The 21752-nt window shown below is 63.4% G+C and carries 20 protein-coding genes; 9 read left to right on the top strand and 11 right to left on the bottom strand.

Features of this window, described 5'->3' with window-relative positions; all coding sequences use genetic code 11:
• Positions 1-246: 246 nt before the first annotated feature.
• The gene (locus tag GWG65_RS37135) at positions 247-645 is read left to right on the top strand and encodes a DUF2946 domain-containing protein (protein ID WP_275200358.1); all 399 of its coding nucleotides are present in this window, start codon (positions 247-249) and stop codon (positions 643-645) included.
• 144 nt (positions 646-789) lie between these two features.
• Complete coding sequence (locus GWG65_RS37130) at positions 790-3192, top strand: TonB-dependent receptor (protein ID WP_275200357.1); 2403 nt, start codon at positions 790-792, stop codon at positions 3190-3192.
• Positions 3193-3337: 145 nt separating this feature from the next.
• Here GWG65_RS37130 and GWG65_RS37125 read toward each other — a convergent pair whose 3' ends face one another.
• The 5 genes from GWG65_RS37125 to GWG65_RS37105 all read right to left on the bottom strand — a co-directional run bounded on the left by GWG65_RS37125 (position 3338) and on the right by GWG65_RS37105 (position 8762).
• A complete protein-coding gene (locus GWG65_RS37125) occupies positions 3338-4354 on the bottom strand; it encodes a methyltransferase (RefSeq protein WP_275200356.1) in 1017 nt (338 codons plus the stop codon).
• An 883-nt stretch (positions 4355-5237) separates the two neighbouring features.
• Positions 5238-5753, bottom strand: a complete 516-nt coding sequence (locus tag GWG65_RS37120) for an N-acetyltransferase (RefSeq protein ID WP_275200355.1) — start codon at positions 5751-5753, stop codon at positions 5238-5240.
• Positions 5754-5810: 57 nt separating this feature from the next.
• A complete protein-coding gene (locus GWG65_RS37115; protein WP_275200354.1) occupies positions 5811-6935 on the bottom strand; it encodes a hypothetical protein in 1125 nt (374 codons plus the stop codon).
• 41 nt (positions 6936-6976) lie between these two features.
• Positions 6977-8167 carry a glycosyltransferase family 2 protein gene (locus GWG65_RS37110; RefSeq protein ID WP_275200353.1) on the bottom strand — a complete coding sequence of 397 codons (1191 nt, stop codon included), beginning with the start codon at positions 8165-8167 and terminating at the stop codon, positions 6977-6979.
• A gap of 103 nt (positions 8168-8270) precedes the next feature.
• Positions 8271-8762 (bottom strand): NUDIX domain-containing protein, encoded by a 492-nt coding sequence (locus GWG65_RS37105; protein WP_275200352.1) that lies wholly within the window; start codon positions 8760-8762, stop codon positions 8271-8273.
• Positions 8763-8854: 92 nt separating this feature from the next.
• On the opposite strand from GWG65_RS37105, the gene GWG65_RS37100 reads away from it, so the two are divergent.
• Positions 8855-9739, top strand: coding sequence for a metallophosphoesterase (locus GWG65_RS37100; protein ID WP_275200351.1), 885 nt, complete (start codon positions 8855-8857; stop codon positions 9737-9739).
• Positions 9740-9836: 97 nt separating this feature from the next.
• On the opposite strand, the gene GWG65_RS37095 is transcribed toward GWG65_RS37100, so the two are convergent.
• The 3 genes from GWG65_RS37095 to GWG65_RS37085 form a co-directional block, all read right to left on the bottom strand.
• Complete coding sequence (locus GWG65_RS37095; RefSeq protein ID WP_275200350.1) at positions 9837-10391, bottom strand: hypothetical protein; 555 nt, start codon at positions 10389-10391, stop codon at positions 9837-9839.
• 188 nt (positions 10392-10579) lie between these two features.
• Complete coding sequence (locus GWG65_RS37090; protein WP_008137787.1) at positions 10580-10789, bottom strand: hypothetical protein; 210 nt, start codon at positions 10787-10789, stop codon at positions 10580-10582.
• 21 nt (positions 10790-10810) lie between these two features.
• The gene (locus GWG65_RS37085; protein WP_275200349.1) at positions 10811-12451 is read right to left on the bottom strand and encodes an isocitrate lyase; all 1641 of its coding nucleotides are present in this window, start codon (positions 12449-12451) and stop codon (positions 10811-10813) included.
• A 210-nt stretch (positions 12452-12661) separates the two neighbouring features.
• On the opposite strand from GWG65_RS37085, the gene GWG65_RS37080 reads away from it, so the two are divergent.
• Positions 12662-14107: a short-chain fatty acyl-CoA regulator family protein gene (locus tag GWG65_RS37080; protein WP_275200348.1), complete on the top strand. Its 1446-nt coding sequence runs from the start codon at positions 12662-12664 to the stop codon at positions 14105-14107.
• A gap of 166 nt (positions 14108-14273) precedes the next feature.
• Here the strand turns inward: GWG65_RS37080 and GWG65_RS37075 are convergent, their stop codons facing one another.
• Positions 14274-14567: an antibiotic biosynthesis monooxygenase gene (locus tag GWG65_RS37075; protein WP_014497428.1), complete on the bottom strand. Its 294-nt coding sequence runs from the start codon at positions 14565-14567 to the stop codon at positions 14274-14276.
• A 232-nt stretch (positions 14568-14799) separates the two neighbouring features.
• On the opposite strand from GWG65_RS37075, the gene GWG65_RS37070 reads away from it, so the two are divergent.
• Both GWG65_RS37070 and GWG65_RS37065 read left to right on the top strand, forming a co-directional pair.
• Complete coding sequence (locus GWG65_RS37070; RefSeq protein ID WP_275200347.1) at positions 14800-15606, top strand: hypothetical protein; 807 nt, start codon at positions 14800-14802, stop codon at positions 15604-15606.
• A 176-nt stretch (positions 15607-15782) separates the two neighbouring features.
• Positions 15783-16121 (top strand): hypothetical protein, encoded by a 339-nt coding sequence (locus GWG65_RS37065; protein WP_275200346.1) that lies wholly within the window; start codon positions 15783-15785, stop codon positions 16119-16121.
• 241 nt (positions 16122-16362) lie between these two features.
• Here GWG65_RS37065 and GWG65_RS37060 read toward each other — a convergent pair whose 3' ends face one another.
• A complete protein-coding gene (locus GWG65_RS37060; RefSeq protein WP_275200345.1) occupies positions 16363-17004 on the bottom strand; it encodes a tetratricopeptide repeat protein in 642 nt (213 codons plus the stop codon).
• A gap of 137 nt (positions 17005-17141) precedes the next feature.
• Positions 17142-18113, bottom strand: a complete 972-nt coding sequence (gene htpX / locus GWG65_RS37055) for a zinc metalloprotease HtpX (RefSeq protein ID WP_275200344.1) — start codon at positions 18111-18113, stop codon at positions 17142-17144.
• Between the two features lie 302 nt (positions 18114-18415).
• Between htpX and GWG65_RS37050 the strand changes: the two genes are divergently transcribed.
• The 3 genes from GWG65_RS37050 to GWG65_RS37040 all read left to right on the top strand — a co-directional run bounded on the left by GWG65_RS37050 (position 18416) and on the right by GWG65_RS37040 (position 21728).
• Positions 18416-19717, top strand: a complete 1302-nt coding sequence (locus GWG65_RS37050; protein WP_275200343.1) for a lytic murein transglycosylase — start codon at positions 18416-18418, stop codon at positions 19715-19717.
• Positions 19718-19949: 232 nt separating this feature from the next.
• Positions 19950-20453: a DUF1993 domain-containing protein gene (locus GWG65_RS37045; protein ID WP_275200342.1), complete on the top strand. Its 504-nt coding sequence runs from the start codon at positions 19950-19952 to the stop codon at positions 20451-20453.
• Positions 20454-20624: 171 nt separating this feature from the next.
• Positions 20625-21728, top strand: coding sequence for an alkene reductase (locus GWG65_RS37040; RefSeq protein ID WP_275200341.1), 1104 nt, complete (start codon positions 20625-20627; stop codon positions 21726-21728).
• The last annotated feature ends 24 nt before the right edge of the window (positions 21729-21752 follow it).

Below are 21752 nucleotides of genomic sequence, written 5' to 3'. Positions count from 1 at the left end.
CAGCGGTGCTCTCTCCGTTCCCTCCCCCACAAGGGGGGAGGGAACGGAGAGAGCACCGCTGTTGGCCCAACTCGATTCGACTTCAACCCATCGTGCCCTAGTTGCCCGAACGACACATCGCGCGGCTACACGCGCGAGATCGCCTGACCGCCGTTGACATAAGCTGATCGATGCTGCGATGTTACAATATAACATCGTAGGAAGCCGAGGGGATCGGCGCCTAACGATGCGGGGTGGCGTTTCCAGATGAAGTGGTTCCGGTCGAATATCAGGCACGGCGCCCGGCTCGCGCTTTTTGCGCTGCTGGTGCAGTTCGCGCTGACGTTCGGCCACAGCCACTGGTTCGCCCAGGCCACACCTCTCGCCCAGTCCCAGCAGAGCGACAGCAGCAAGGGGACCGCTGCGATCGACCGCGCCGCGGTCGAGAAGCAGTCCCCCTCGGGGCCCAACCGCGAGCAGCCGGGCGACGACAATTGCGCGATCTGCGCTGTGGTCGCGATGGCGAGCACCGTCGTGCTCGCGACGCCGCCTCTGCTGTTGCTGCCCCAAGCGGTCGAGCTGCTCTACCGCACCACCGACGCCGAATTCGTCCACCTGAAATCGGCCGGCACCGCGTTCCAGCCGCGCGCCCCTCCCGCGTCCTGATCTCCAACGCCCGATCACGCCTGGACTCGCCGCGTGCCGGCAACCGCCCAGGAGACGTTGAAGTCGAATTCCGTCGCACCGCGACGGCAGGCCGCCTCGGATCAGCAAGCAATATCCGGACGGCGCCTGACTGGAATCAGAACCATGACAATTGAATTGCGACGCGCGCAGCGCCTTGGCAGAGTAAGTCTTGGCGGGGTAGGTCTTGGCGGAGTAGGTCTTGGCGGAGCCAGCCTTCTCCTGCTCGGCGCCGCTGCCACCCCGGCGTTTTCCCAGGACAAGCCGGCTGCCGAGCTTCCCGCCGTCACCGTGACGGCTCCGAGCCCCATCGTTCGCAGGCCGGTCGTGCCGTCCCGCAGCGCAAGCCGCGTCACCCGCGCCGCACCGGCGCGCAACCGCGAACGCACCGCGGAAGCCGCGCCGGCACCTCCGCCGTCCCCCGCACCTCAGCAGGGCGTGCTGCCGATCGTGACCAACCAGTTCGCCACCGTCACGGTGGTGCCGAATGAAGAGATCCGCCGCGAGGGCGGCGGTCAGCTCGGCGATCTCTTGTTCTCGAAACCCGGCATCACCGGCTCGAGCTTCGCGCCGGGCGCCTCCAGCCGGCCGATCATCCGCGGGCTCGACGTCAACCGTGTCGGCATCGTCGAGAACGGCACCAACGCGGGCGGCGCATCCGATCTCGGCGAGGATCATTTCGTCCCGATCGATACGCTCGCGACCAACCAGGTGGAAGTGGTGCGCGGGCCGGCCGCCTTGCGCTACGGATCGACCTCGATCGGCGGCGTCGTGAGCGCGACCAACAACCGGATTCCGGATGCGCTGCCGAACTGTGGCGCGTCGTTCCAAAGCTATGGCCTGCCGGTCAAGGCCCCGCTTGCGAGCGTTGCGACATCGCCTTGCGTCACGGCCGAGACGCGCTCCGCGTTCAGCTCGGTCGATCGCGCCGTCGAGAGCGGCGTGCTGCTCGATACCGGCGCCGGCAATTTTGCGTTTCATGCCGACGTCTATGGTCGCAAAACATCTGACTATTACATTCCGAGCTATCCGTACCTGTTCGACCAGACACGACCGGTCGGCAGCCATCAGCCGAACTCGGCGGCGCAGTCGGACGGCGCCTCGATCGGCGGGTCCTACATTTTCCTGGGCGGCTTTATCGGCGCGTCGATCACGCAAAACGATGCGCTCTATCATATTCCCGGTATCGACGGTGCAGATCACCAAACGCGCATTGATGCGCATCAGACCAAGATCAATATCAAGGGCGAATACCATCCCGACGCGGCCGCGATCGATGCGGTCCGTTTCTGGGCCGGAGCGACCAACTATCGCCACAACGAGCTAGGGCTCGCCGATCCCACTGACCCGACAACGGACGGTGTCCGGCAGACGTTCACCAACCGCGAAGAAGAGTTGCGGATCGAGACGCAACTGATGCCGTTCAACGCCCGTTTTGCCGAGGTGACGACCGCGTTCGGCTTCCAGGCGGGTCACCAGGAACTGACGGCACCGAGCCCGGATGATCCGGGCGCGCTGTTCAACGGGTTGTGGGACCCGAACCGAAACTACCGCGTCGCGGGTTACGTCTTCAACGAGTTCAAATTCAGCGAACAGACCAAGGCGCAGATCGCGGGCCGGATCGAACATGTCGAACTGCACGGGTCGACGCCCGATTTCCCGGCAGACTTCCTGCCTGACGGGACGCCGCAGACAAGCATCGTCCGCAATCCGTCGTTCACGCCGAAGAGCGGTAGCATCGGCCTGTTGCAGGACCTGCCGGGCGGAACGGTCGGCAGCATCACCGCGCAATATGTCGAGCGTGCGCCGAAGCCGGCCGAACTGTTCTCGCGCGGTGGCCATGATGCGACCGCGACCTTCGACATCGGCAATCCGAACCTCACCATCGAGACCGCGAAGTCCGTCGAAATCGGCTTGCGCAAGGCGACCGGACCGTTCCGGTTCGAGGCGACCGCCTACTACACGCACTTCGACAACTTCATCTATCGCCGCCTCACCGGCGTCATGTGCGACGGTGATTTTGCCTCATGCGGCGCGCCCGATGCCGAGCTGAACCAGGCGGTCTATTCGCAGCGGAATGCCAACTTCCGCGGCGGCGAATTCCAGTCGCAGCTCGATGTCGGCGCGTTCCAGGGCGGCATCTGGGGCATCGAGAACCAGCTCGACGTGGTCCGCGCCACCTTTACCGACGGCACCAACGTGCCGCGCATTCCGCCCTTGCGGATGGGCGGCGGCGTGTTCTGGCGCGACGACAACTGGCTCGCCCGCATCAACCTGTTGCACGCCTTCGCGCAGAACAACGTCGCCGTGATCGCGGAGACGCCGACGGCGGGCTACAACCTCCTGAAGGCCGAGGTCAGCTACAAGACCAAGCTCAACCCGAATGCATTCGGCGCGCGCGAGATGCTGGTCGGCCTCGTCGGCAACAATCTGTTGAACGAAAACATCCGCAACTCGGTGTCCTACAGCAAGGACGAGGTGCTGATGCCCGGCATCGGCGTGCGGGCATTCGCCAACTTCAAGTTCTAGCCGCTGATCTAATCGAGGCCTGCGGGCCTCGATTAGGTCCGCCGCTCCTCGTACATTTGACCTTGGTCCCTGTAGTGCCGAACAACCGCATCGACCCACGAATTGACACTGTCAATGCGGAGTTTGCGACTTGGAGCATCGTTCCTCAACGGACCCGCGCCTCGATCACGCCGAACCGGCCTGCTGGTAGGACTGCCAGTTGCTGGAATCCGGCGTGATCAAGCAAGCGGTTATATTGCTTCTCCGTTCGCTCAAGGCCTCCCGGGCCGCGGAGCATATTCAAGTCGCTCATCGCCTGCTCCCTGTGTTCTTCGCTGACGCTCGGGAGCTCCGGCAATATTCGTTCGACCAGTAGCAATTTTCCGTTCTCGGGTAGCGCTCGGCGGCAATTTGCAAGAATTTTCAGACTGCGCTCGTCGTTCCAATCGTGAATGATACTTTTCATGATGATGGCATCTGCGCCGGTCGGGACCGTTTGGAAGAAATCACCAGACAAGAACTTGGTTCGGCCACTGACGCCCATGTGATCCAAATGGCTAATCGCCGATTCAGCGCACCGGGGAAGATCGAAGACAGTCCCCCGGATGCTTGGGTACTGCTTGGCAATGGCACCGATGAGTTCGCCAGAACCGCCTCCTACGTCCATCAGGTGAGTAATCCCGCCAAAATCGTATGCACGTAGAACATCCGGTGTTACGAAGCGTGTCACGTCTACCATAGCGGCATTGAAGATGCTGACAGCCTCTGGGTTGCGCGCCATCAGTTCAAAACTGTCGCTGACCCCCTGAAGCTGCGCGGCGGTTTTACCTGTCACGATTGAATCCAGCAGGCCATTCCATCGGCTATAAAGCATCTGGCCTTCGAAGATCGCCCAGGCCTTGAAGGACTGTTCGGCGGTGCCATCTAGAACGGCGCCCAGTTCAGTCAGTGAATATCGATCCTCGCCCGCGGCAGCGCAAATACCTATGGTCGAGAGCGCGACGAGCAGGCGGTTCAGCGCCTGTTTGTCCGCACCAGTCGATTTTGCGAGTTCATTGGCTGATAGAGGTCCATCGCGCAGCAGCTCCGGTATGCCCAGCTTTGCCGCGACGTAGATCACTGCCGTCACACGATGCGATTGTATGAGATGCCACACTTGGAGAGTTGGATTGATGGAAGACATGGCAATATCCCACATGTTTGCTATCAGTCTTGGTGCATTTGTAAAAACCAAAAATGCTCTGCGGATGCCCTCTGCTCCGGCACTAACTAAACGGCCGCACGCTGGCCCTTACGCACGCCGTTCAGAAGCACGTGGATGGACAAGCGAGCCAGTTATCCAACAACAGTTGACTGTGTTGGTAAGCCGACTGGTCCGAAAGGGTCATTCGCATCGACCTCGACGTCGTTCCAGCACGTCCCCTTCAGCGGCGCCAACGGACATCACCCACGACGACGAAGGTGCCAGGATTGGGTGTACCGAAGCGGGGCCGTCAGTGAGATGGATCTTGATATCTCGGAAAATCGGCCGAGGGACGCATAATGCGTTGCACGATCATCGATCGTGGTTGGGGACCCATTCCTCCGAGATTGAGTCCCAACGATGGGTGTCGTCGAAGTGCTTCCAGAGTGGCCGCCTTCGTTTGCTTTCACCCTTCCGTCGTTTTGCATTCAGTGCGCTGAGTTGGACGACAAGTGCTCCAGCCGTCACCACCCATTCGCGAGCGCTATATCGGGAGTTCCATTTGATTGCCGCAAGCATCGGATGCCTCCTTCAAAGTAAGAAGCCGTTGCCATCTTAGCCCGGGTCAAGAACACAGGGATGTAAAGTACTTCACAGTAGCCAACGCCTTTTAGACATAGCCGCGCGATCCTATCAGGGAATACGGCTAGCGGGCTGCCGAGAGAGCTAAGTGTCCCGGATCAGGCCCTCTCTTCTACAATAGCCGGACATCATCCGCGATCTCGGGCCGGTCCGAAAACTTTCACGGAAGCCGTAGTGTCCGATCAAGCAGGGGCTCTTTGCTTCCAACCCGACAGTCGACAGCCGCGGCACCCGCCCTATCCTACCCCCGTGCCTTGCTCCAGTCGGGGCCTATGGGCCCCGACACGCCTTCGAACGCGCCGTCGACCAGCTCGAACACCAGGATGCGGGCGGCGTCGACCGGGCCGGGCATGGTGACACGCCCCTTCGGTACCTGTTTGAAGCCGACGCGGCCGTAATAGGGCTCGTCGCCGACCAGCAGCACGATGGCGTGGCCCTTTTCCCTGGCATCCTTCAGCGCCCGCTCCAACAGGAGCCGGCCGACCCCGCGGCCGCGGAACGGCGGCTCGATCGTGAGCGGCCCCAGCAGCAGCGCCGGCGTCTCGCCGACCAGCACCGGCAGTTGCCTGACAGAGCCGACCAGCAGCGTGCCGATGCGGGCCGTGAAGGACAGCTCGAGCAGATGGTCGACATGCTCGCGGATGCGATAGGCGCTGAGCGCGAAGCGGCCGGGGCCGAAGGTGCGTTCGTGCAGCCGTTCGATCGCCTGGGCGTCGCCGGCGGCTTCGGGAAGGATGGTCAGTGAGAGATCGGTCATATCATCGGGCGGGATAGCATCTGGGAACGGTGAGGTCCATCGAGCTATGCTGCCGGCTCACACATGCATGGCCTGCCCGAGCGGAGCCTGTTCCCCGGATTCGCGTGGTTGCATGGCGCCGGCAAAACACAAGCTCCACGCCGAGAGCATTGCGATCGGAACGAGGTAATAGTGCGTGAATGTCGGGTGGCTCAGGAAGAAGATGAGGTTAACCAGAAGATTGCCGCTGACGACGAGGGCGACCTGGCGTGCTCCGCCCCGGCCGGTCCGCAACAGCCAGGCAGCCGAGCCAACCGTGAGCAGGATCAGCCCGAACTGCATATCGTGCAGATACCGGTTCAGTACCTCGAGATTGATTTCGGGCGCAGTGGCATCGTCCGGACTATAGGTCGTCGCAAACGGATTCCCGGCGTTGATCGCGTTGGCGATCAATGTCGGCACCATGCCGACGACGACGGCCAGGCCAAAGATCAATCCCCGTACAAACGTCGCGGCCGTACGCGAGCGGAGGAAGGCGATACCCAGAAACAGGACGTAGCCCGCAACCAGCACAAGGTTCGGTACTCTGAGATTGACCGACAATCCGAGCAGGAGACCGATCAGCAGGACCAACCAGACATTGCGCTTCGCCTTGATCAGCCACAGGGCGGTCAGATAGCCGACGACCGCGCAAACCGCCATTGTCGGCGCAACGGAATAGCTGTCCTTTGCCGGGTTGATCATCATGAGCACGGCGAGCGCGCCAAAGACGCCCGCCCCCAGAGCCGACGACAGCGACTGCGCATGGAAGATGGCGAGCAGCGCGAAGCCGCAGACGATCAGACTGGCGCCGATATAGAGCGGCACCACCTGATGGCCCTGCGGGAACAGCGCGAGCACAAACCCCGTGCCCGGCGGATATTGCAGCACATATTTTCCGCTGGACGTCGGTGGATGACAGGGTGCTCGGTTTCCTGCCGGAAAACCGATTTCCTTCAGCTTGCCTTGCAGGTAGTGATCCTCATCCCGGGACGCGTCCGTGTCGAGCCCGCCGATCCCGTACAGCTGAAACAGGTGAGCCTGTCGCAAATAGCAGACGTCGTCCCAGACGCCGCGCGCTTCAGTCCAATGCGACATCATGCGAATGTTGCTGGCGAGGATCAGCAGGCAGATCAAGCCGAACGCAAATTTGACAGGCTTCATCTACTCTCCGCGGGCCCGGGACAGAACGCGGGCATGAGACGCTAGGAATGCTTGATGGACATCAGTCCGGAGAGGAACCCGGTGAATACCAACTGGGCCCCGACCGTAATCGCCGTCGTGGACAGCGCCACGACGCGGAGCAGACTCGAAACGTCAAGCGGCCCGAAATTGGCTTCGCCCCATTGGACGACGGCCGTGATCAGGCCGGCAACCCCGATCACGAAAATCGCGGCACCTCCAAAGACGAAGAACTCGAGCGTGCAGGCTTCGAGGACGCGACCGTAACGCGCAGAGGGCGGAAGAAGATTCAGGTTCTCGGCGAAGCTGCGAGCGATGGTTGCAAAGCAGATGCCCTGGATGCCCACGATCAGGCAGGTGCATGCGACGAGCATCGTTCGAATGTCAAAGCCGATTCCTCCGATCCTGATCGGCCCGAAAAAAAGCACGCTGCTCAATATCGTTCCGGCAGCGACGAGAAGCACGCCCGGATAGAAGAACAGCCATCGCGGCGAGTACAGCAGCAGGAACTTCAGATGACGCCAGCCGTCGCGCCAGGTTCTGAGATGAGGCGCCCGCGATCTTCCGTCCTTCGACAGGATCGTCGGCACCTCCGATATCTTGAGCCGAACGATGGTTGCCCGAACCACCATCTCGCTCGCGAACTCCATTCCCGTCGTGCGCAGGTCGAGCTGCGCAATCGCGTCCTTCGAAAAGCCCCGCAATCCGCAATGAAAATCGCCGAGCCCGGCCCCGAAGAAGAGCCGACCGAACCAGCTCAGAACGGGATTTCCGAGATAACGGTGCAGGAACGGCATCGCTCCCGGTTCGATTCCGCCCTTGAAACGATTGCCCATGACCAGATCATCGCCGGCGCGCAGCCGTTCGAGGAAGGCGCCAAGCCGCTCGAAATCATAGCTATCGTCCGCATCTCCCATCACGATGTAACGGCCAGAAGCTGCGGCAATACCGGCACGCAGCGCCGCGCCGTAACCGCGGATCGGAACGTCGACGACACGCGCGCCAAGCGCTCTTGCGATGTCTGGCGAGCCGTCGGTGCTGCCGTTATCCGCGATCAGGATCTCGCCGGCGACGCTCGCGCGGCTGAGGAACAATTGCGCCTTGGTAATGCAGGTTGCCAGCGTCTCGGCTTCGTTCAGACACGGCATCAAAATCGTGAGTTCGAGCTCAGGCAGAGCAGCCCGCTCGCTGACCACCGAAATTTGACTGGTCACGTTAGATAACCCGGCAATTGAAATTTTGTGCGATTCATCAATCGTACCCACTCTTGTCTGCAAAGTCGATAGAACCTCCGGGACGGCCGCAAGATCACTGCCCTCACCGCCATGTCGCAGTCAGCGGCGCGCCGCCGAGCACTTCCGCGAGTCGCAGCCGCGTACCGGGCGTGGTTCCCTCGGGCAGCGCGTCAGCCGGAAAGAATCCGCATTCGACGATCTCGCGGTTGGGCTGCGGCAGGCGATCCTGCTTGAAATGCCTGACCACGTAGACGGCGACATGGTCGCGGCGGGAGACGTGGCTGTTGAGAAAGATACCGTGCAGCACGGCCTCGCCGGTGAGATCGATATCGCCCTCCTCCTTGAGCTCGCGCCGCATCGCCTGCTCGATGTTCTCGCCCAGGTCGACGCCGCCGCCCGGCAGATACCAGCCGGCGACGTAGCTGTGCTTGACCAGGAACACCCTGTTGTCGGCGTCCAGCACCACGGCGCGAACGCCGAGGGTCATGCCGCGGACGAGCAGGAAATAGGCATGGAGGACTCGCCGCAGCAGCGGCTCGCACTTCCGTCGTATGCGGTTCAGACCATCCCCCATCAGGCTCCCTTGACGTCCCCTTTTAGGCTTCCCTTGCGCGTTGCGAGCGACCTTGCCATTACAGCGGGCGAATAGCGAGGCAACCGCGCGCCATGGCACCTTTCACGCTTGCCCATTTGTCCGACCCGCATCTGCCGCCGTTGCCGCGGCCGCGGCTGCTGGAGCTCGCCGGCAAACGCGCGCTCGGCTACGTCAACTGGACGCGCAACCGCCACAAGTACCAGCGCCGCGAGGTGCTCGACATGCTGGTCGCGGACCTGCAGGCACAGGCGCCCGACCACATCGCCGTGACCGGCGATCTCGTCAATCTGGCGCTGGAGGCTGAATTCGCGCCGGCACTGGCCTGGCTCGAAGGCGTCGGCCCGCCCGACCGCGTTAGCGCCATCCCCGGCAATCACGACGCCTATGTCAGCGCGACGTCGCACCGCTTCGCAGAGATGTTCCTGCATTACATCGCCGGCGACATGCCGGGCGCCGCCGCTTTCCCGGCTGTCCGCCGGCGTGGGCCGGTGGCGCTGATCAGCCTGTCCACCGCCGTACCGACCCTGCCGCTGATGGCGACGGGCACGCTCGGGCGCGACCAGCTCGCTGCGCTGGAGCAGATGCTCGCGCAGCTCGCGGCCGAGGACGTGTTTCGCGTCCTGCTGGTTCATCATCCCCTGAAGTCCGACGCGCGCCAGAAGCGGATGACCGACGCGGCCGATCTGCTGGCGCTGTTGAAGCGCCACGGTGTCGAGCTGATCCTGCACGGGCACGACCATGTGCATTCGACGATGTGGTTCGACGGCCCCAACGGCAAGATCCCTGCGGTCGGCGTGCCGTCGGCTTCCGCGCTGGCGCATGGTCGCTATCCGGCGGCTGCGTATAATCTGTTCGCGATCGAGAAAGACAATGCCGGCTGGCGCTGCGAGCAGACGGTGCGCAGCCTCGATCATGGATTTCAGATCCGTCAGATCAAGCACGCGCGGTTGATTTAGTTCTGCCGTCATTGCGAGCGCCGCGAAGCAATCCAGAATCTCTCCGCGGCGGCAGTCTGGATTGCTTCGTCGCTTCGCTTCTCGCAATGACGACGTCTTACCAGCTCCGCAAGGCCGCCAGCACGGCGACGCCGAACAGAGCGGCTGCGCCGAGGATGAAGCCGAACACGAACGGCCAGAGGCGCGAGCGGCGCGGCGGCTCGGCGATCGCGGGCTTCGGCTCAGGCTGGACCACCATCGCATGCTCGCGCTCGATCATGCGGCGCGCGACATAGTCGGTCACGGCTTCGACGATCACGGCGGTGTCGTGCGATTCCGCCAGCACGATGCGGCCGAAACGGCTGTCCTGGACGAAGCGGTACATCCGCTTGTCGCGCCCCATCACGATGTGCGCGACGACGTCGATCCAGAGCCGCGGCGTGTCGCCCTGGCTGACGCCGCGGTCGAACAGGTCGATCTGCTCGGGAACCTGCGCGAACAGCGGATCGAGCGCGTCGTTCAGGATCTCCAGCCGCGCCACCTCGGCGTCCCTGAGATCGACGACCACGCCGGTGCGGTCGGCAGCCTCGATTCGCGCACGCAGCAGCACGTCGCGCAGCCGCACCGGGCGCGGCTGGCCGGGATGGGTCCCGCTGGTCTCAGGCTCTGACATTGTCGGCCTCGTCCTCACTCACCTCCGTTAACCTATCAGCAACCACAACGTCCGCAAAGGGTCCATAAATCCAGATACTTACGGTGCCCACAGGCCGCTCTTGTGTGCCAAAAGCAGACGATCCCACCCGGCTTGCGCCGGATGGGACCATCCGTCCTTGGACGTTTTCTTGTTAGTTTAGGCAGCGGTCAGGCCGAGACCCGCGACGGCTCTTCCACGATCGAGAAGCGGACGCCGGCTTTGTGGCGGTTCTCTTCCGAGACCGAGCGCCAGGCGTCCTCGGCTTCCTTGCGGGTCTTGAACGGACCCTGCACCTGGGCCGAGCCTTCCACGAGCTTGTGGAAGTTCATCGAGCCGAACTCACCGCCGATCACCCAGAAATTGCTGCCTTTGGTCATTGTCAGTCTCCTGCTGCCCGGTTAGCCGAACTGGTTCATCGTGTTGTGCGCGCCGCCCGCCTTCAGAGCAGCCTCGCCGGCGAAATATTCCTTGTGGTCGTCGCCGATATCGGAGCCGGCCATGTTCTGATGCTTGGCGCAGGCGATGCCCTGACGGATCTCCTGGCGCTGAACATTCTTCACGTAGCCCAGCATGCCCTGCTCGCCGAAATACTCCCTCGCGAGATTATCAGTCGAGAGAGCTGCCGTGTGATAGGTCGGCAACGTGATCAGATGGTGGAAGATGCCGGCACGCTTGGCTGAATCGGCCTGGAAGGTACGGATGCGCTCGTCGGCCTCGATGGCCAGCGGCGTCTCGTCGTATTCCGGCTTCATCAGCTCGGCCCGGTTGTACTTGCTGACATCCTTGCCGGCTTCCTTCATCGCGTCGTAGACCTGCCAGCGGAAGTTGAGCGTCCAGTTGAACGAGGGCGAGTTGTTGTAGGCCAGCTTCGCGTTCGGAACGACCTCGCGAATGCGGTCGACCATCTTGGCGATCTGCTCGATATGCGGCTTCTCGGTCTCGATCCACAGGAGGTCGGCACCGTTCTGCAGCGAGGTGATGCTGTCCAGCACGCAGCGATCTTCGCCGGTACCGGGGCGGAACTGATAGAGGTTGCTGGCAAGCCGCTTCGGACGCAGCATCTTGCCGTTGCGATTGATGATGACGTCGCCGTTGCGGGCGTTCTCGGCCGTGACTTCCTCGCAGTCCAGGAAGCTGTTGTAGAGATCGCCAAGGTCGCCCGGCTTGTGGCTGACGGCGATCTGCTGCGTCAGACCAGCACCGAGCGAGTCGGTGCGGGTGACGATGATGCCGTCCTCGACGCCGAGCTCAAGGAACGCGTGGCGGCAGGCGCGGATCTTCGCCAGGAACACCTCGTGCGGCACGGTCACCTTGCCGTCCTGGTGCCCGCACTGCTTTTCGTCCGAGACCTGGTTCTCGATCTGGAGCGCACAGGCGCCCGCTTCGATCATCTTCTTGGCGAGCAGATAGGTCGCCTCCGCATTGCCGAAGCCAGCGTCGATGTCGGCGATGACGGGCACGACATGGGTCTGGAAGTTGTCGATCTTCTCGATCAGCTCCTTCTCGCGGGTCTTGTCGCCTTCCTTGCGCGCCTTGTCGAGGGCGCGGAAGATGTCGTTGAGCTCACGGGAATCCGCCTGACGCAGGAAGGTGTAGAGTTCCTCGATCAGCGCCGGCACCGAGGTCTTCTCGTGCATCGACTGATCGGGAAGCGGTCCGAACTCGGAGCGCAGCGCGGCGATCATCCAGCCAGACAGGTAGAGGTAACGGCGATCGGTCTTGCCACCGAAATGCTTCTTGATCGAGATCAGCTTCTGCTGGGCGATGAAGCCATGCCAGCAGCCCAGCGACTGAGTGTACTTGGTGGGATCTGCGTCATAGGCCGCCATGTCGGCGCGCATCAGCGCCGCGGTGTAGCGGGCGATGTCCAGGCCGGTCTTGAAGCGGTTCTGCAGACGCATGCGCGCCACGGCCTCGGCGGTGACGCCGTTCCAGGTCGGCTGTTTCTTGAGGAGCGCTTCGGCCGCCTCAACCTCGCTCTGATACGACGCCGGTCCCTGAATGGCTTGGTCGCTGATCCCGCGCGGTTGGAAGTTCATATCCTATCCCTTCGTACGTTCGACAATCTTGACAGTGCATTGCGAAATGCGTGTCGAGAGCTAAACGCGAGAAAGCGAAGTTCGTACAGTGGGCTTGTAATTGAATGGTGATGTCATGTAACATCAGTACATGTAATAGATGTCACTTTGTAAAGATTGTTAATTTATAGGTCATGAAGTCTGTCCTTAGTTCCACTGGAGAGCCCCTAAATGGCCGCCGATTCCGGGAAGAAGCTGTTCGTTGGCCCGCGGTTCCGGCGGATCCGGCAGCAATTGGGGCTGTCGCAGACCCAGGTCGCCGAGGGGCTCGGGATCTCGCCGAGCTATGTCAACCTGATCGAGCGCAACCAGCGCCCGGTGACCGCGCAGATCCTGCTGCGGCTCGCCGAGACCTACGACCTTGACCTGCGCGACCTGGCGACGGCCGACGAGGACCGCTTCTTCGCCGAGCTGAATGAGATCTTCTCCGATCCGCTGTTCCGCCAGATCGACGTGCCCAAACAGGAGCTGCGCGATCTCGCCGAGCTCTGCCCCGGCGTCACACATGCGCTGCAACGGCTCTATGCGGCCTATACCGAGGCGCGCCAGGGCGAGACGCTGGCGGCCGCGCAAATGGCGGACCGCGACGTCGGCACGCGCTACGAGGCCAATCCGGTCGAACGCGTGCGCGAGCTGATCGAGGCCAACCGCAACTATTTCCCGGAGCTCGAGCAGGCCGCCGAAACCTTGCGCGACGAATTGAACGTGCCGGCCGAGGGGCTTTACGCGGCGCTCGCCGCGCGTCTGCGGGAAAAACATTCGATCCAGACCCGCATCATGCCGGTCGACGTGATGCGCGAGACATTGCGGCGCTTCGACCGCCACCGCCGTCAGCTCCTGATCTCCGAACTGGTTGATCCGGCCGGCCGCGCGTTCCAGCTCGCCTTCCAGCTCGGGCTCGGCGAATGCGCGCAGCATCTGGAGGCTATCATCGGCCGCGCCGGTCCGCTGGACGACACACCGCGCCGTCTGTTCCGCATCACGCTCGGCAACTACTTTGCGGCCGCCGTGATGATGCCCTACCCGGCCTTCCTGGCCGCAGCCGAAGCGCTCAACTACGACATTCACCTGCTGGCGCAGCGCTTCAATTCCGGCTTCGAGCAGGTCTGCCATCGGCTCACAACCCTGCAGCGGCCGAACGCGCGCGGCATTCCGTTCTTTCTGCTGCGCGTCGACAATGCCGGCAACGTGTCGAAGCGCTTTTCATCCGGCACCTTTCCGTTCTCGAAGTTCGGCGGCACCTGTCCCTTATGGAACGTGCACTCGACCTTCGACACGCCGGATCGTCTGCTCAAGCAGGTGATCGAGCTGCCCGATGGGACGCGCTATTTCTCGATCGCGCAAATGGTGCGCCGGCCTGTGGCGCCGCACCCGCTGCCGCAACCGCGCTTCGCGATCGGCCTCGGATGCGAGATGCGTCACGCCGCACGCCTCGTCTACGCCTCCGGCATGGACCTGGAGAAGGCGGAGGGTACGCCGATCGGCGTCAATTGCCGGCTGTGCGAGCGCGAAAATTGCGCCCAGCGCGCCGAGCCGCCGATCACGCGCACGCTGATCCTGGACGAGACCACGCGGCGGGTGAGCTCGTTTGCGTTTTCGAATGCACGGGAGTTGTGAAGAGGCGTGGATGAGTGGCACCACGCACTCCGGTGTCATTGCCCGCGAAAGCGGGCAATCCAGTACTCTGCGGCGATTATGATTGGACCGAGACGCTGCGGCGTACTGTCATGCCCCGCCTTCGCGGGGCATGACAGCAGAGAAGATGGCAGAGTCGCGACGTGCGTCACGCCAGCGTATGCACGATCACCGGGCCTGCGGCGGCGCTTGCGTGTCCGGCGAGCAGCGGGCCCAGATCCTTCTCGATCCAGGCGATCGCGCGCCGGTTGGCCTCCTCCGCCTGCTCGAACTTGTCGAAGATGGAGATCGCGGTCACCGTGTCGTCGCCGGCATAGACGACGTAGTAGGCCCGAAAACCGTCGACGTCGCTGATGATCGGAACGGCGCCGTCCTTGATGCGGCGCGCCAGCTCTTCCGCGCTCCCGCTTTTTGCCTTGGCCTGACGGATGGCGGCATACATGGCATCCTCCTCCGGCTGTTTGACTAGGGCCTTGGTGCCCATCCCCTGATGTTACGCCGAAGCGCCGAGCCGGGATACCCTCCTTGGTTAACCCGGGACTAACTTGCCCCCTGCGCTCTGCAACGAACGATTAAGCACGCCTCAACATCGGCGCCTTAGTCTCGCCTCACTCACTTTTCGCAAACGACGATGGCCTATTCTGCCGCGCGAGAGTGACACCAGGGGGTTCATCATGCGCGTTGCGCTGCTGCTGACCGCGACCATTATCGGCGCGCTCTTCGCCAATCCGTCCAATGCCGGGCCGCTCGAAGCCGACGCAACGGCCCAGCAATTGCCGCCGGGCTTCCAGAGCTATCGCGGCTACATGTTCGATCTGTCGGAGAACAGCGACCGCAAGGATGTCGACAAGCTCACCGACAATCTAAAGCGCCAGATCGACGTGGTCGAAGGCGCCGGCCTGTCGCCGCGCGTGCTGCGTTTCTTCCGTACCGTGCCAATCGTCGCGAGCGAGCTGGCCTGCCTCGACGAGGGCGCCGCAACCGCGTGTTACGGCCGGGTCGCCCCGAACGTCGAGCGCCGCGTTCCGCGCATGCTGACCGTGTGGGACCATGACAAGCAGCAATGGACCAATCCGAACGCCGTCGATCTCGCGGTCGATTCCGGGCTCGGCGTGATCATGCTGCGGCCGGACATGATGCGTTACGAAAAGGAAGCCGTGCTGCTGCACGAGCTGTTGCACGCCTATCACGCCCGGCTGTTGCCCGATGGCTACGACAACAAGGGCGTTCGGGCCTACTACGTCCATGCCAAGTCCAAGGACTTCCTGCCCAAGGAGGCCTACGCGCTGAAGAATCACATGGAGTTCTTCGCCGTCACCGCCAGCATCTTCCTGGCCGGGAAGAGCGAATTCCACGATCCCAAGTCCCGCGAAGCGCTTAGGGAGAAGATGCCGGACTACTACAAATATCTGGTCGGCGTATTCGGCTTCGACCCCGACCCGCAGGCTGCGTCGAGCGGACCGGTCGCCTCGCTGAAATAGGACGATCGAGCGCTCCTGCGCCAAAGCACGTCCCGGGCCGCGCCACCAGCGCGGCCCTTTTTATTTTGTAAACCGGAAGATGCGGACGACGCAGGTCCGGGAATTGCCAAGGCGGGGCCTGATCTGCATAGTCCCGCGCATCGATTTGGTAACTGTTTCGAAGAGGATAGAAGAACATGGCGGACGCCGACCTGGATGTCGTGATTCGGCAACTGGCCAGACAAGCACATACCGGCCTGATGACCCGTGCCAAGGAGCGGCGGGACCGCTTCAACGCGCTGGCGGCCAAGGCCAAGGGCAAGGACACGAGCATCCGCTTCAAGACGATGGCCAAGGCCACCATGGAGCAGGCCACCGCGGCTGCCAGGCGCCTCCAGATGTCCGCCGACAACGTCGCCGACAGCTACGCGCGCGCGATGCGAATCGCGGCGAGCGCGCCTGTGGTGGAGAAGAAGCCGGCAAAGGAGAAGCCGGTGAAGAAGGCGAAGGCAAAGAAAGCGAAGAAGGCGAAGTAGTCGCGGTGCTTTCTTCCTTCTCCCCTTGTGGGAGAAGGTGGCATAGGCGGCCTGCGGCCGCCGTTCTTAAGAACGCCGAAGCGAAGCTTCGGCTATGGCGCCGGATGAGGGGTTCTGTCCGCGAACTCAACTGTGGGACGGTGCGCGCGGAGAGAGACCCCTCACCCGTCTCGCCGCTTCGCGGCGAGCCACCCTCTCCCACAAGGGGAGAGGGACAAGCGGCGAGCTTGCCTCTAGATCTTCACCTTCTCGGCGCGGCGACGCGGGTCGGCTCGGCGTTCGAGAGTTCGGCGAGCTTCGCGCGGGCCGCATCGCGCGTGCGGCCGTCCTTGCCGGCCGGCAGCGCCAGCGCCGCTCCGAAATCGGCGCGCGCGTCGTCGGCCTGTCCGCGGGCGAGAAACGCCAGGCCGCGATCGAAGCGGGCCTGCGCATCCGACGGGTCGAGGCGGACCGCCGTGTTGTAGCTCAGGATGGCGCGGTCGAGATCGCCCTTGGCAGCGAGCGCAAGGCCGCGCTGGCGATAGGGCGCGGCGAGCTTGGGATCGAGCGCGATCGCCTCGTCGTAGTCGGCAATAGCGAGCTCCGGCTCCCCGTTCTGCTGGCGGGCGAGGCCGCGGTCGCGATAGAGCGAGGCGCGGTTGGGATTGAGGTGAATGGCCTCGTCGAAATCGGCGGCCGCCCGCCGGTGGTCGCCATGGCGCAACGCGATCCGTCCGCGCCCCTCATAGGCGAAGGCGATCAGCGAGCCGCGGAGCGGCGAGAAGCCGATCACGGCCGAGCAGATGTCGGGCTCGTCCTCGTCACCGCAATTGACAACGGTGTGCGTGGACAGGCCGATGAGCACGCCCAGGACGATCAGCAATGGCACCGCAGCTTTGGTCATCTTCGGCCGTGGCCGGCGACGGGCCGGCCACGCATCCCCTTTCGACGCAATAGTCCAGCAGCGGTGTTAGCATCGGCCCGGACGCCCCTGTGTGCGCCAGATCACAAAGCGGGACGCTATTTCCAGCCAGGTCCGTATCAGCCCCAAGGTCCACGTGAAGGACCACGTGAGAAGCCACGTGAATTGCCGCTCGGCGACGAGCGGCCCCACGGGCTTCGCGGCGGATAGTTTTCATTGGCACCGATCGACGCGGTCGCCTGCGCGCCGAGCTCGACCGCGAGCTGCTGGAGCGCCGCGATGCGATTCTGCGTCGAGGGATGGGTGGCGAAGAGATTGTCCACGCCGTGGCCCGACAGCGGGTTGATGATGAACATGTGCGCGGTCGCAGGGTTTCGTTCGGCCTCGAAGTTCGGGACCTGATGTGCGGCGCTCTCGATCTTCACCAGCGCCGACGCGAGCCACATCGGCTGGCCGACGATGCGTGCGCCGAGATTGTCGGCGGCATATTCGCGGGTCCGGCTGATCGCCATCTGCACCAGCATGGCACCGAGCGGCGCCAGGATCATCATCAGGATCGAGCCGACGATGCCGAGACCGTTGTTGTTGTCGCGGTTGCCGCCAAAGAACATGCCGAACTGGGCGAGCATGGAGATCGCGCCGGCGATGGTCGCGGTGATGGTCATCAGCAGCGTGTCGCGATGCTTGATATGCGCGAGCTCGTGGGCGATGACGCCGGCAAGCTCCTCGCGGCTGAGCTGGTGCATCAGGCCGGTGGTGACGGCAACCGCGGCATTTTCGGGATTGCGGCCGGTCGCGAACGCGTTGGGCTGCGGCTCGTCCATCAGGAACACGCGCGGCATCGGCAGGCCGGCGCGGCCGGCAAGCTCCGCGACGAGGCCGACCAGCTCCGGCGCACTGGCACGGTCGACCTCGTGGGCGCCGTACATGCTGAGCACCATGCGGTCGGAGTTCCAGTAGGTGAAGAGATTGGTCGCCGCCGCAATGACGAGCGCGATCACGGCGCCGGCGGCGCCGCCAATCAGATAGCCCACGCCCATGAACAGGGCGGTGAGGCCTGCGAGGAGGATTGCGGTACGAAGATAGTTCATGGCCGTCTCCCGGACCGGCCGTGGCCGCAGGAGGCGCGGCGGGCCGGCGCTGTTGAGGTAGGGATGACCCGGGCCAGCCCGCAAGGTTTCATGGTGCGTCGCGGAGCCGCGGCTATGTTCAACGTTGCTTTTCCGTCATGCCCGGCGCTTGTCCCGGGCATCCACGTTCTTCGTCGATGCAAGGACCGAAACGCGTGGGTGGCCGGGACAAGCCCGGCCATGACGAAGGGATGGTTTGAGGCGCCCACTTCACATAAGCTTTCGCGAGATTCCACCGCGCCCTTCTCCCTGCCGGAAACCCCATGCTCCAAACACGCCTCGCGACCGCGGCCGTTGTCCTTGTCGCTGTTTCCTTTCCTGCTTCCGCCCAATTCCTCCCGCCACCGGCAAAGCCCGCCGTGCCCAAGGCGACTGCGCCGTCGCCCCGCGCGGCGTCGTGCCACAATGGCGCGAGCTTCGATCGCTTCCTGGCCGACGTGAAGCAACAGGCGGTTGCCGCCGGCGTGTCGCAACGGACGATCGCGCAGGCCTCGCCCTACCTCGTCTACGACCAGGGCATCGTCAACCGCGACCGCGGCCAGCGCGTGTTCGGCCAGCTCTTCACCGAATTTGCCGGCCGCATGGCGGCGCCCTATCGCATGCAGAACGGCCAGCAGCACATCAAGACCTATGCGGCCGCGTTCGCGCGCGCGGAGAAGGAATATGGCGTGCCACCGGCGGTGATTGCCGCGTTCTGGGGCCTCGAGAGCGATTTCGGCGCCAACATGGGCAATTTGCCGACACTGAAATCGCTGGTGTCGCTGGCCTATGACTGCCGCCGCTCGGAGATGTTCGTGAACGAGACCATCGCCGCGCTGAAGGTGATCGATCGCGGCGATCTCTCGCCCGAGGAAATGATCGGCTCCTGGGCCGGCGAGCTCGGCCAGACGCAGTTTTTGCCGGTGCACTATGTCAACTATGCCGTCGACTATGATGGCGATGGACGGCGCGACCTCTTGCGCAGCGGACCCGACGTGATCGGCTCGACCGCGAACTACATCGCCAACGGCTTGAAGTGGCGGCGCGGCGAGCCGTGGCTGGAAGAGATCAAGGTGCCGCAGAACCTGCCATGGGATCAGACCGATCTTTCGGTGCAGCAGCCGCGCTCGAAATGGGCGCAGCTTGGTGTCACCTATCCCGATGGCCGGCCGCTGCCGAACGACAATCTCGCGGCCTCCGTGCTGCTGCCGATGGGACGGACCGGGCCGGCCTTCATGGCCTATCCGAATTTCGCGGCTTACACCGAGTGGAATAACTCGCTGATCTATTCGACCACAGCGGGCTATCTCGCCTCGCGCATTGCGGGCGCGGCCCCGATGCGCAAGCCGTCTGCGCCGGTCGCGCAACTGCCGTTCAATGAGCTGAAGGAGTTGCAGCTGCTCCTGGTCCGCGCCGGCTTCAACGTCGGCAAGGTCGACGGCGTGCTGGGCCAGCAGAGCCGCGCCGCCGTGAAGGCGATGCAGATCAAGTACAGCCTGCCCGCCGATTCCTGGCCGACCGCCGAGCTGCTCGCCCGCATGCGCGGCGGCACGGCGCAGGCGCAGCCGGCGGGCATGGTGCGGTAGAACGCCCCTCGCTGTCATGCCCCGCGAAAGCGGGGCATCCAGTACGCCGCGGCCTCTCGGCTTAATCACTAACGCCTCGGAGTACTGGATCGCCCGGTCAAGCCGGACGATGACAGCCAAAGAGAATTTTCGCACTGCACGGGCCGCCCGCGCGATTGTAATTTTCCATGACGCTCCCATGTGTGGGGCTCAGGTTTCTCCTGATATCCCCCACCATTGAAGCGAGCATCACATGTCCTTTTACGACGCCGTCGTCCCCGCTTATTTGCAAATGCTGAACAGCCTCATCGGCCTGCTCACCAAGGCAGAAGCGCATTGCGCGGCCAAGAAGGTCGACCCCGCCGTCCTGCTCGGCTCCCGCCTCTTCCCAGACATGCTGCCGCTTTCGAAACAGATCCAGCTCGTCAGCGATTTCGCCGGCAAAGGCTGCGCGCGGCTGACCCACAGTGAGGTACCCTCAAGCCCCGACACCGAGACGAGCTTTGGCGAATTGAAGCAGCGGCTGGCAAAGACGATCGACTACGTGAAATCGTTCAAGCCGGAGCAGTTCGAGGGCGCCGATGCCAAGGACGTCACGTTCCCGGCCGGTCCCGACAAATCCATTACCATGAAGGGGCAGCAATTCCTGAGCGCATTCTCGCTGCCGAACTTCTATTTCCACGCCGCGATCGCCCATGGCATCTTGCGTCACAACGGCGTCGAGATCGGCAAGCGCGACTTCCTCGGCGCGAACTGAGCCTCGATGGGGCGGCAGCGAAAACCCGCTGCCGTGGCCCAAATTGCACATGAATTATGCTACGCGGACCTTGCCGCGTAGCTCGCCTGCACTTTCCGTATGGCTCTTCCCTTGCACTGGTTGCCGCAATGCACAAGTGTTCGGGACCTCTCATTGCCTGGAAGCAATCCCATGAGCCGTCCGACCAAATTGTTCGAGACCTACAAGCTCGGCCCGATCACGCTTGCGAACCGTTTCGTAATGGCGCCGTTGACGCGCAACCGGGCCGTGCCCGGCAGCTTCGTGCCGGGTCCGCTCGCCGCCGATTATTACGGCCAGCGCGCCTCTGCGGGCCTGCTGATCACCGAAGCGAGCCAGGTCTCGCAGCAGGGCCAGGGCTATCAGGACACGCCGGGCATCTACACGAAGGAGCAGGCCGCCGGCTGGCGCAAGGTCACCGACCGCGTCCACGAGCGCGGTGGAAAGATCTTCATCCAGCTCTGGCATGTCGGCCGCATCTCGCATGTTGCGCTTCAGGCCAATGGCGCCGCCCCAGTGGCGCCGAGCGCGATCCGCGCCAAGGGCAAGACGTTCGTCAACGGCACCTTCGCCGACGTCTCCGAGCCCCGCGCGCTCGAGCTTTCCGAAATTCCAGGGATCATCGACAATTTCAAGCGCGCGACGCGCTATGCGCTGGAAGCCGGCTTCGACGGCGTCGAGATCCACGGCGCCAACGGCTATCTGCTCGAGCAGTTCGCCAAGGACGGGACCAACAAGCGCCTAGATGCCTATGGCGGCTCCATCGAAAACCGCGCGCGGCTGATGCTGGAGGTTTCGAAGGCAGTTGCCGCCGAGGCCGGCGCCGATCGCACCGGCATCCGCATTTCGCCGGTGACACCGGCCAACGATATCTCGGATTCAAACCCGCAAGCCTTGTACGACCATATCGTCGACGGGCTCAACGCCCTGAAGCTGGTCTATCTCCATGTCGTCGAGGGCGCCACCGGCGGCCCGCGCGACATCGCGCCGTTCGACTATGCGGGCCTGCGCAAGCGCTTCTCCGGCGCCTATGTCGCCAACAACGGCTACGACTTCGATCTCGCGACCAAGGTGCTGGATGCCGGCGCCGCCGATCTGATCGCATTCGGCAAGCCGTTCATCTCCAACCCCGATCTGGTCGAGCGTCTGAAAAAGGGTGCGCCGCTGAACGATTGGGACAAGAACACGTTCTACGGCGGCGACGCGAAGGGATATACGGACTATCCGGCGCTGGAAGCGGCCGAGGCGGCGGAGTAATCTCGTCAAATCATACGCTGTCAT

Origin of the sequence: Bradyrhizobium sp. CSA207, from assembly GCF_029051685.1 — a bacterium.
Classification (GTDB): Bacteria; Pseudomonadota; Alphaproteobacteria; order Rhizobiales; family Xanthobacteraceae; genus Bradyrhizobium.
This window is presented reverse-complemented; position numbering and strand designations above follow the sequence as displayed.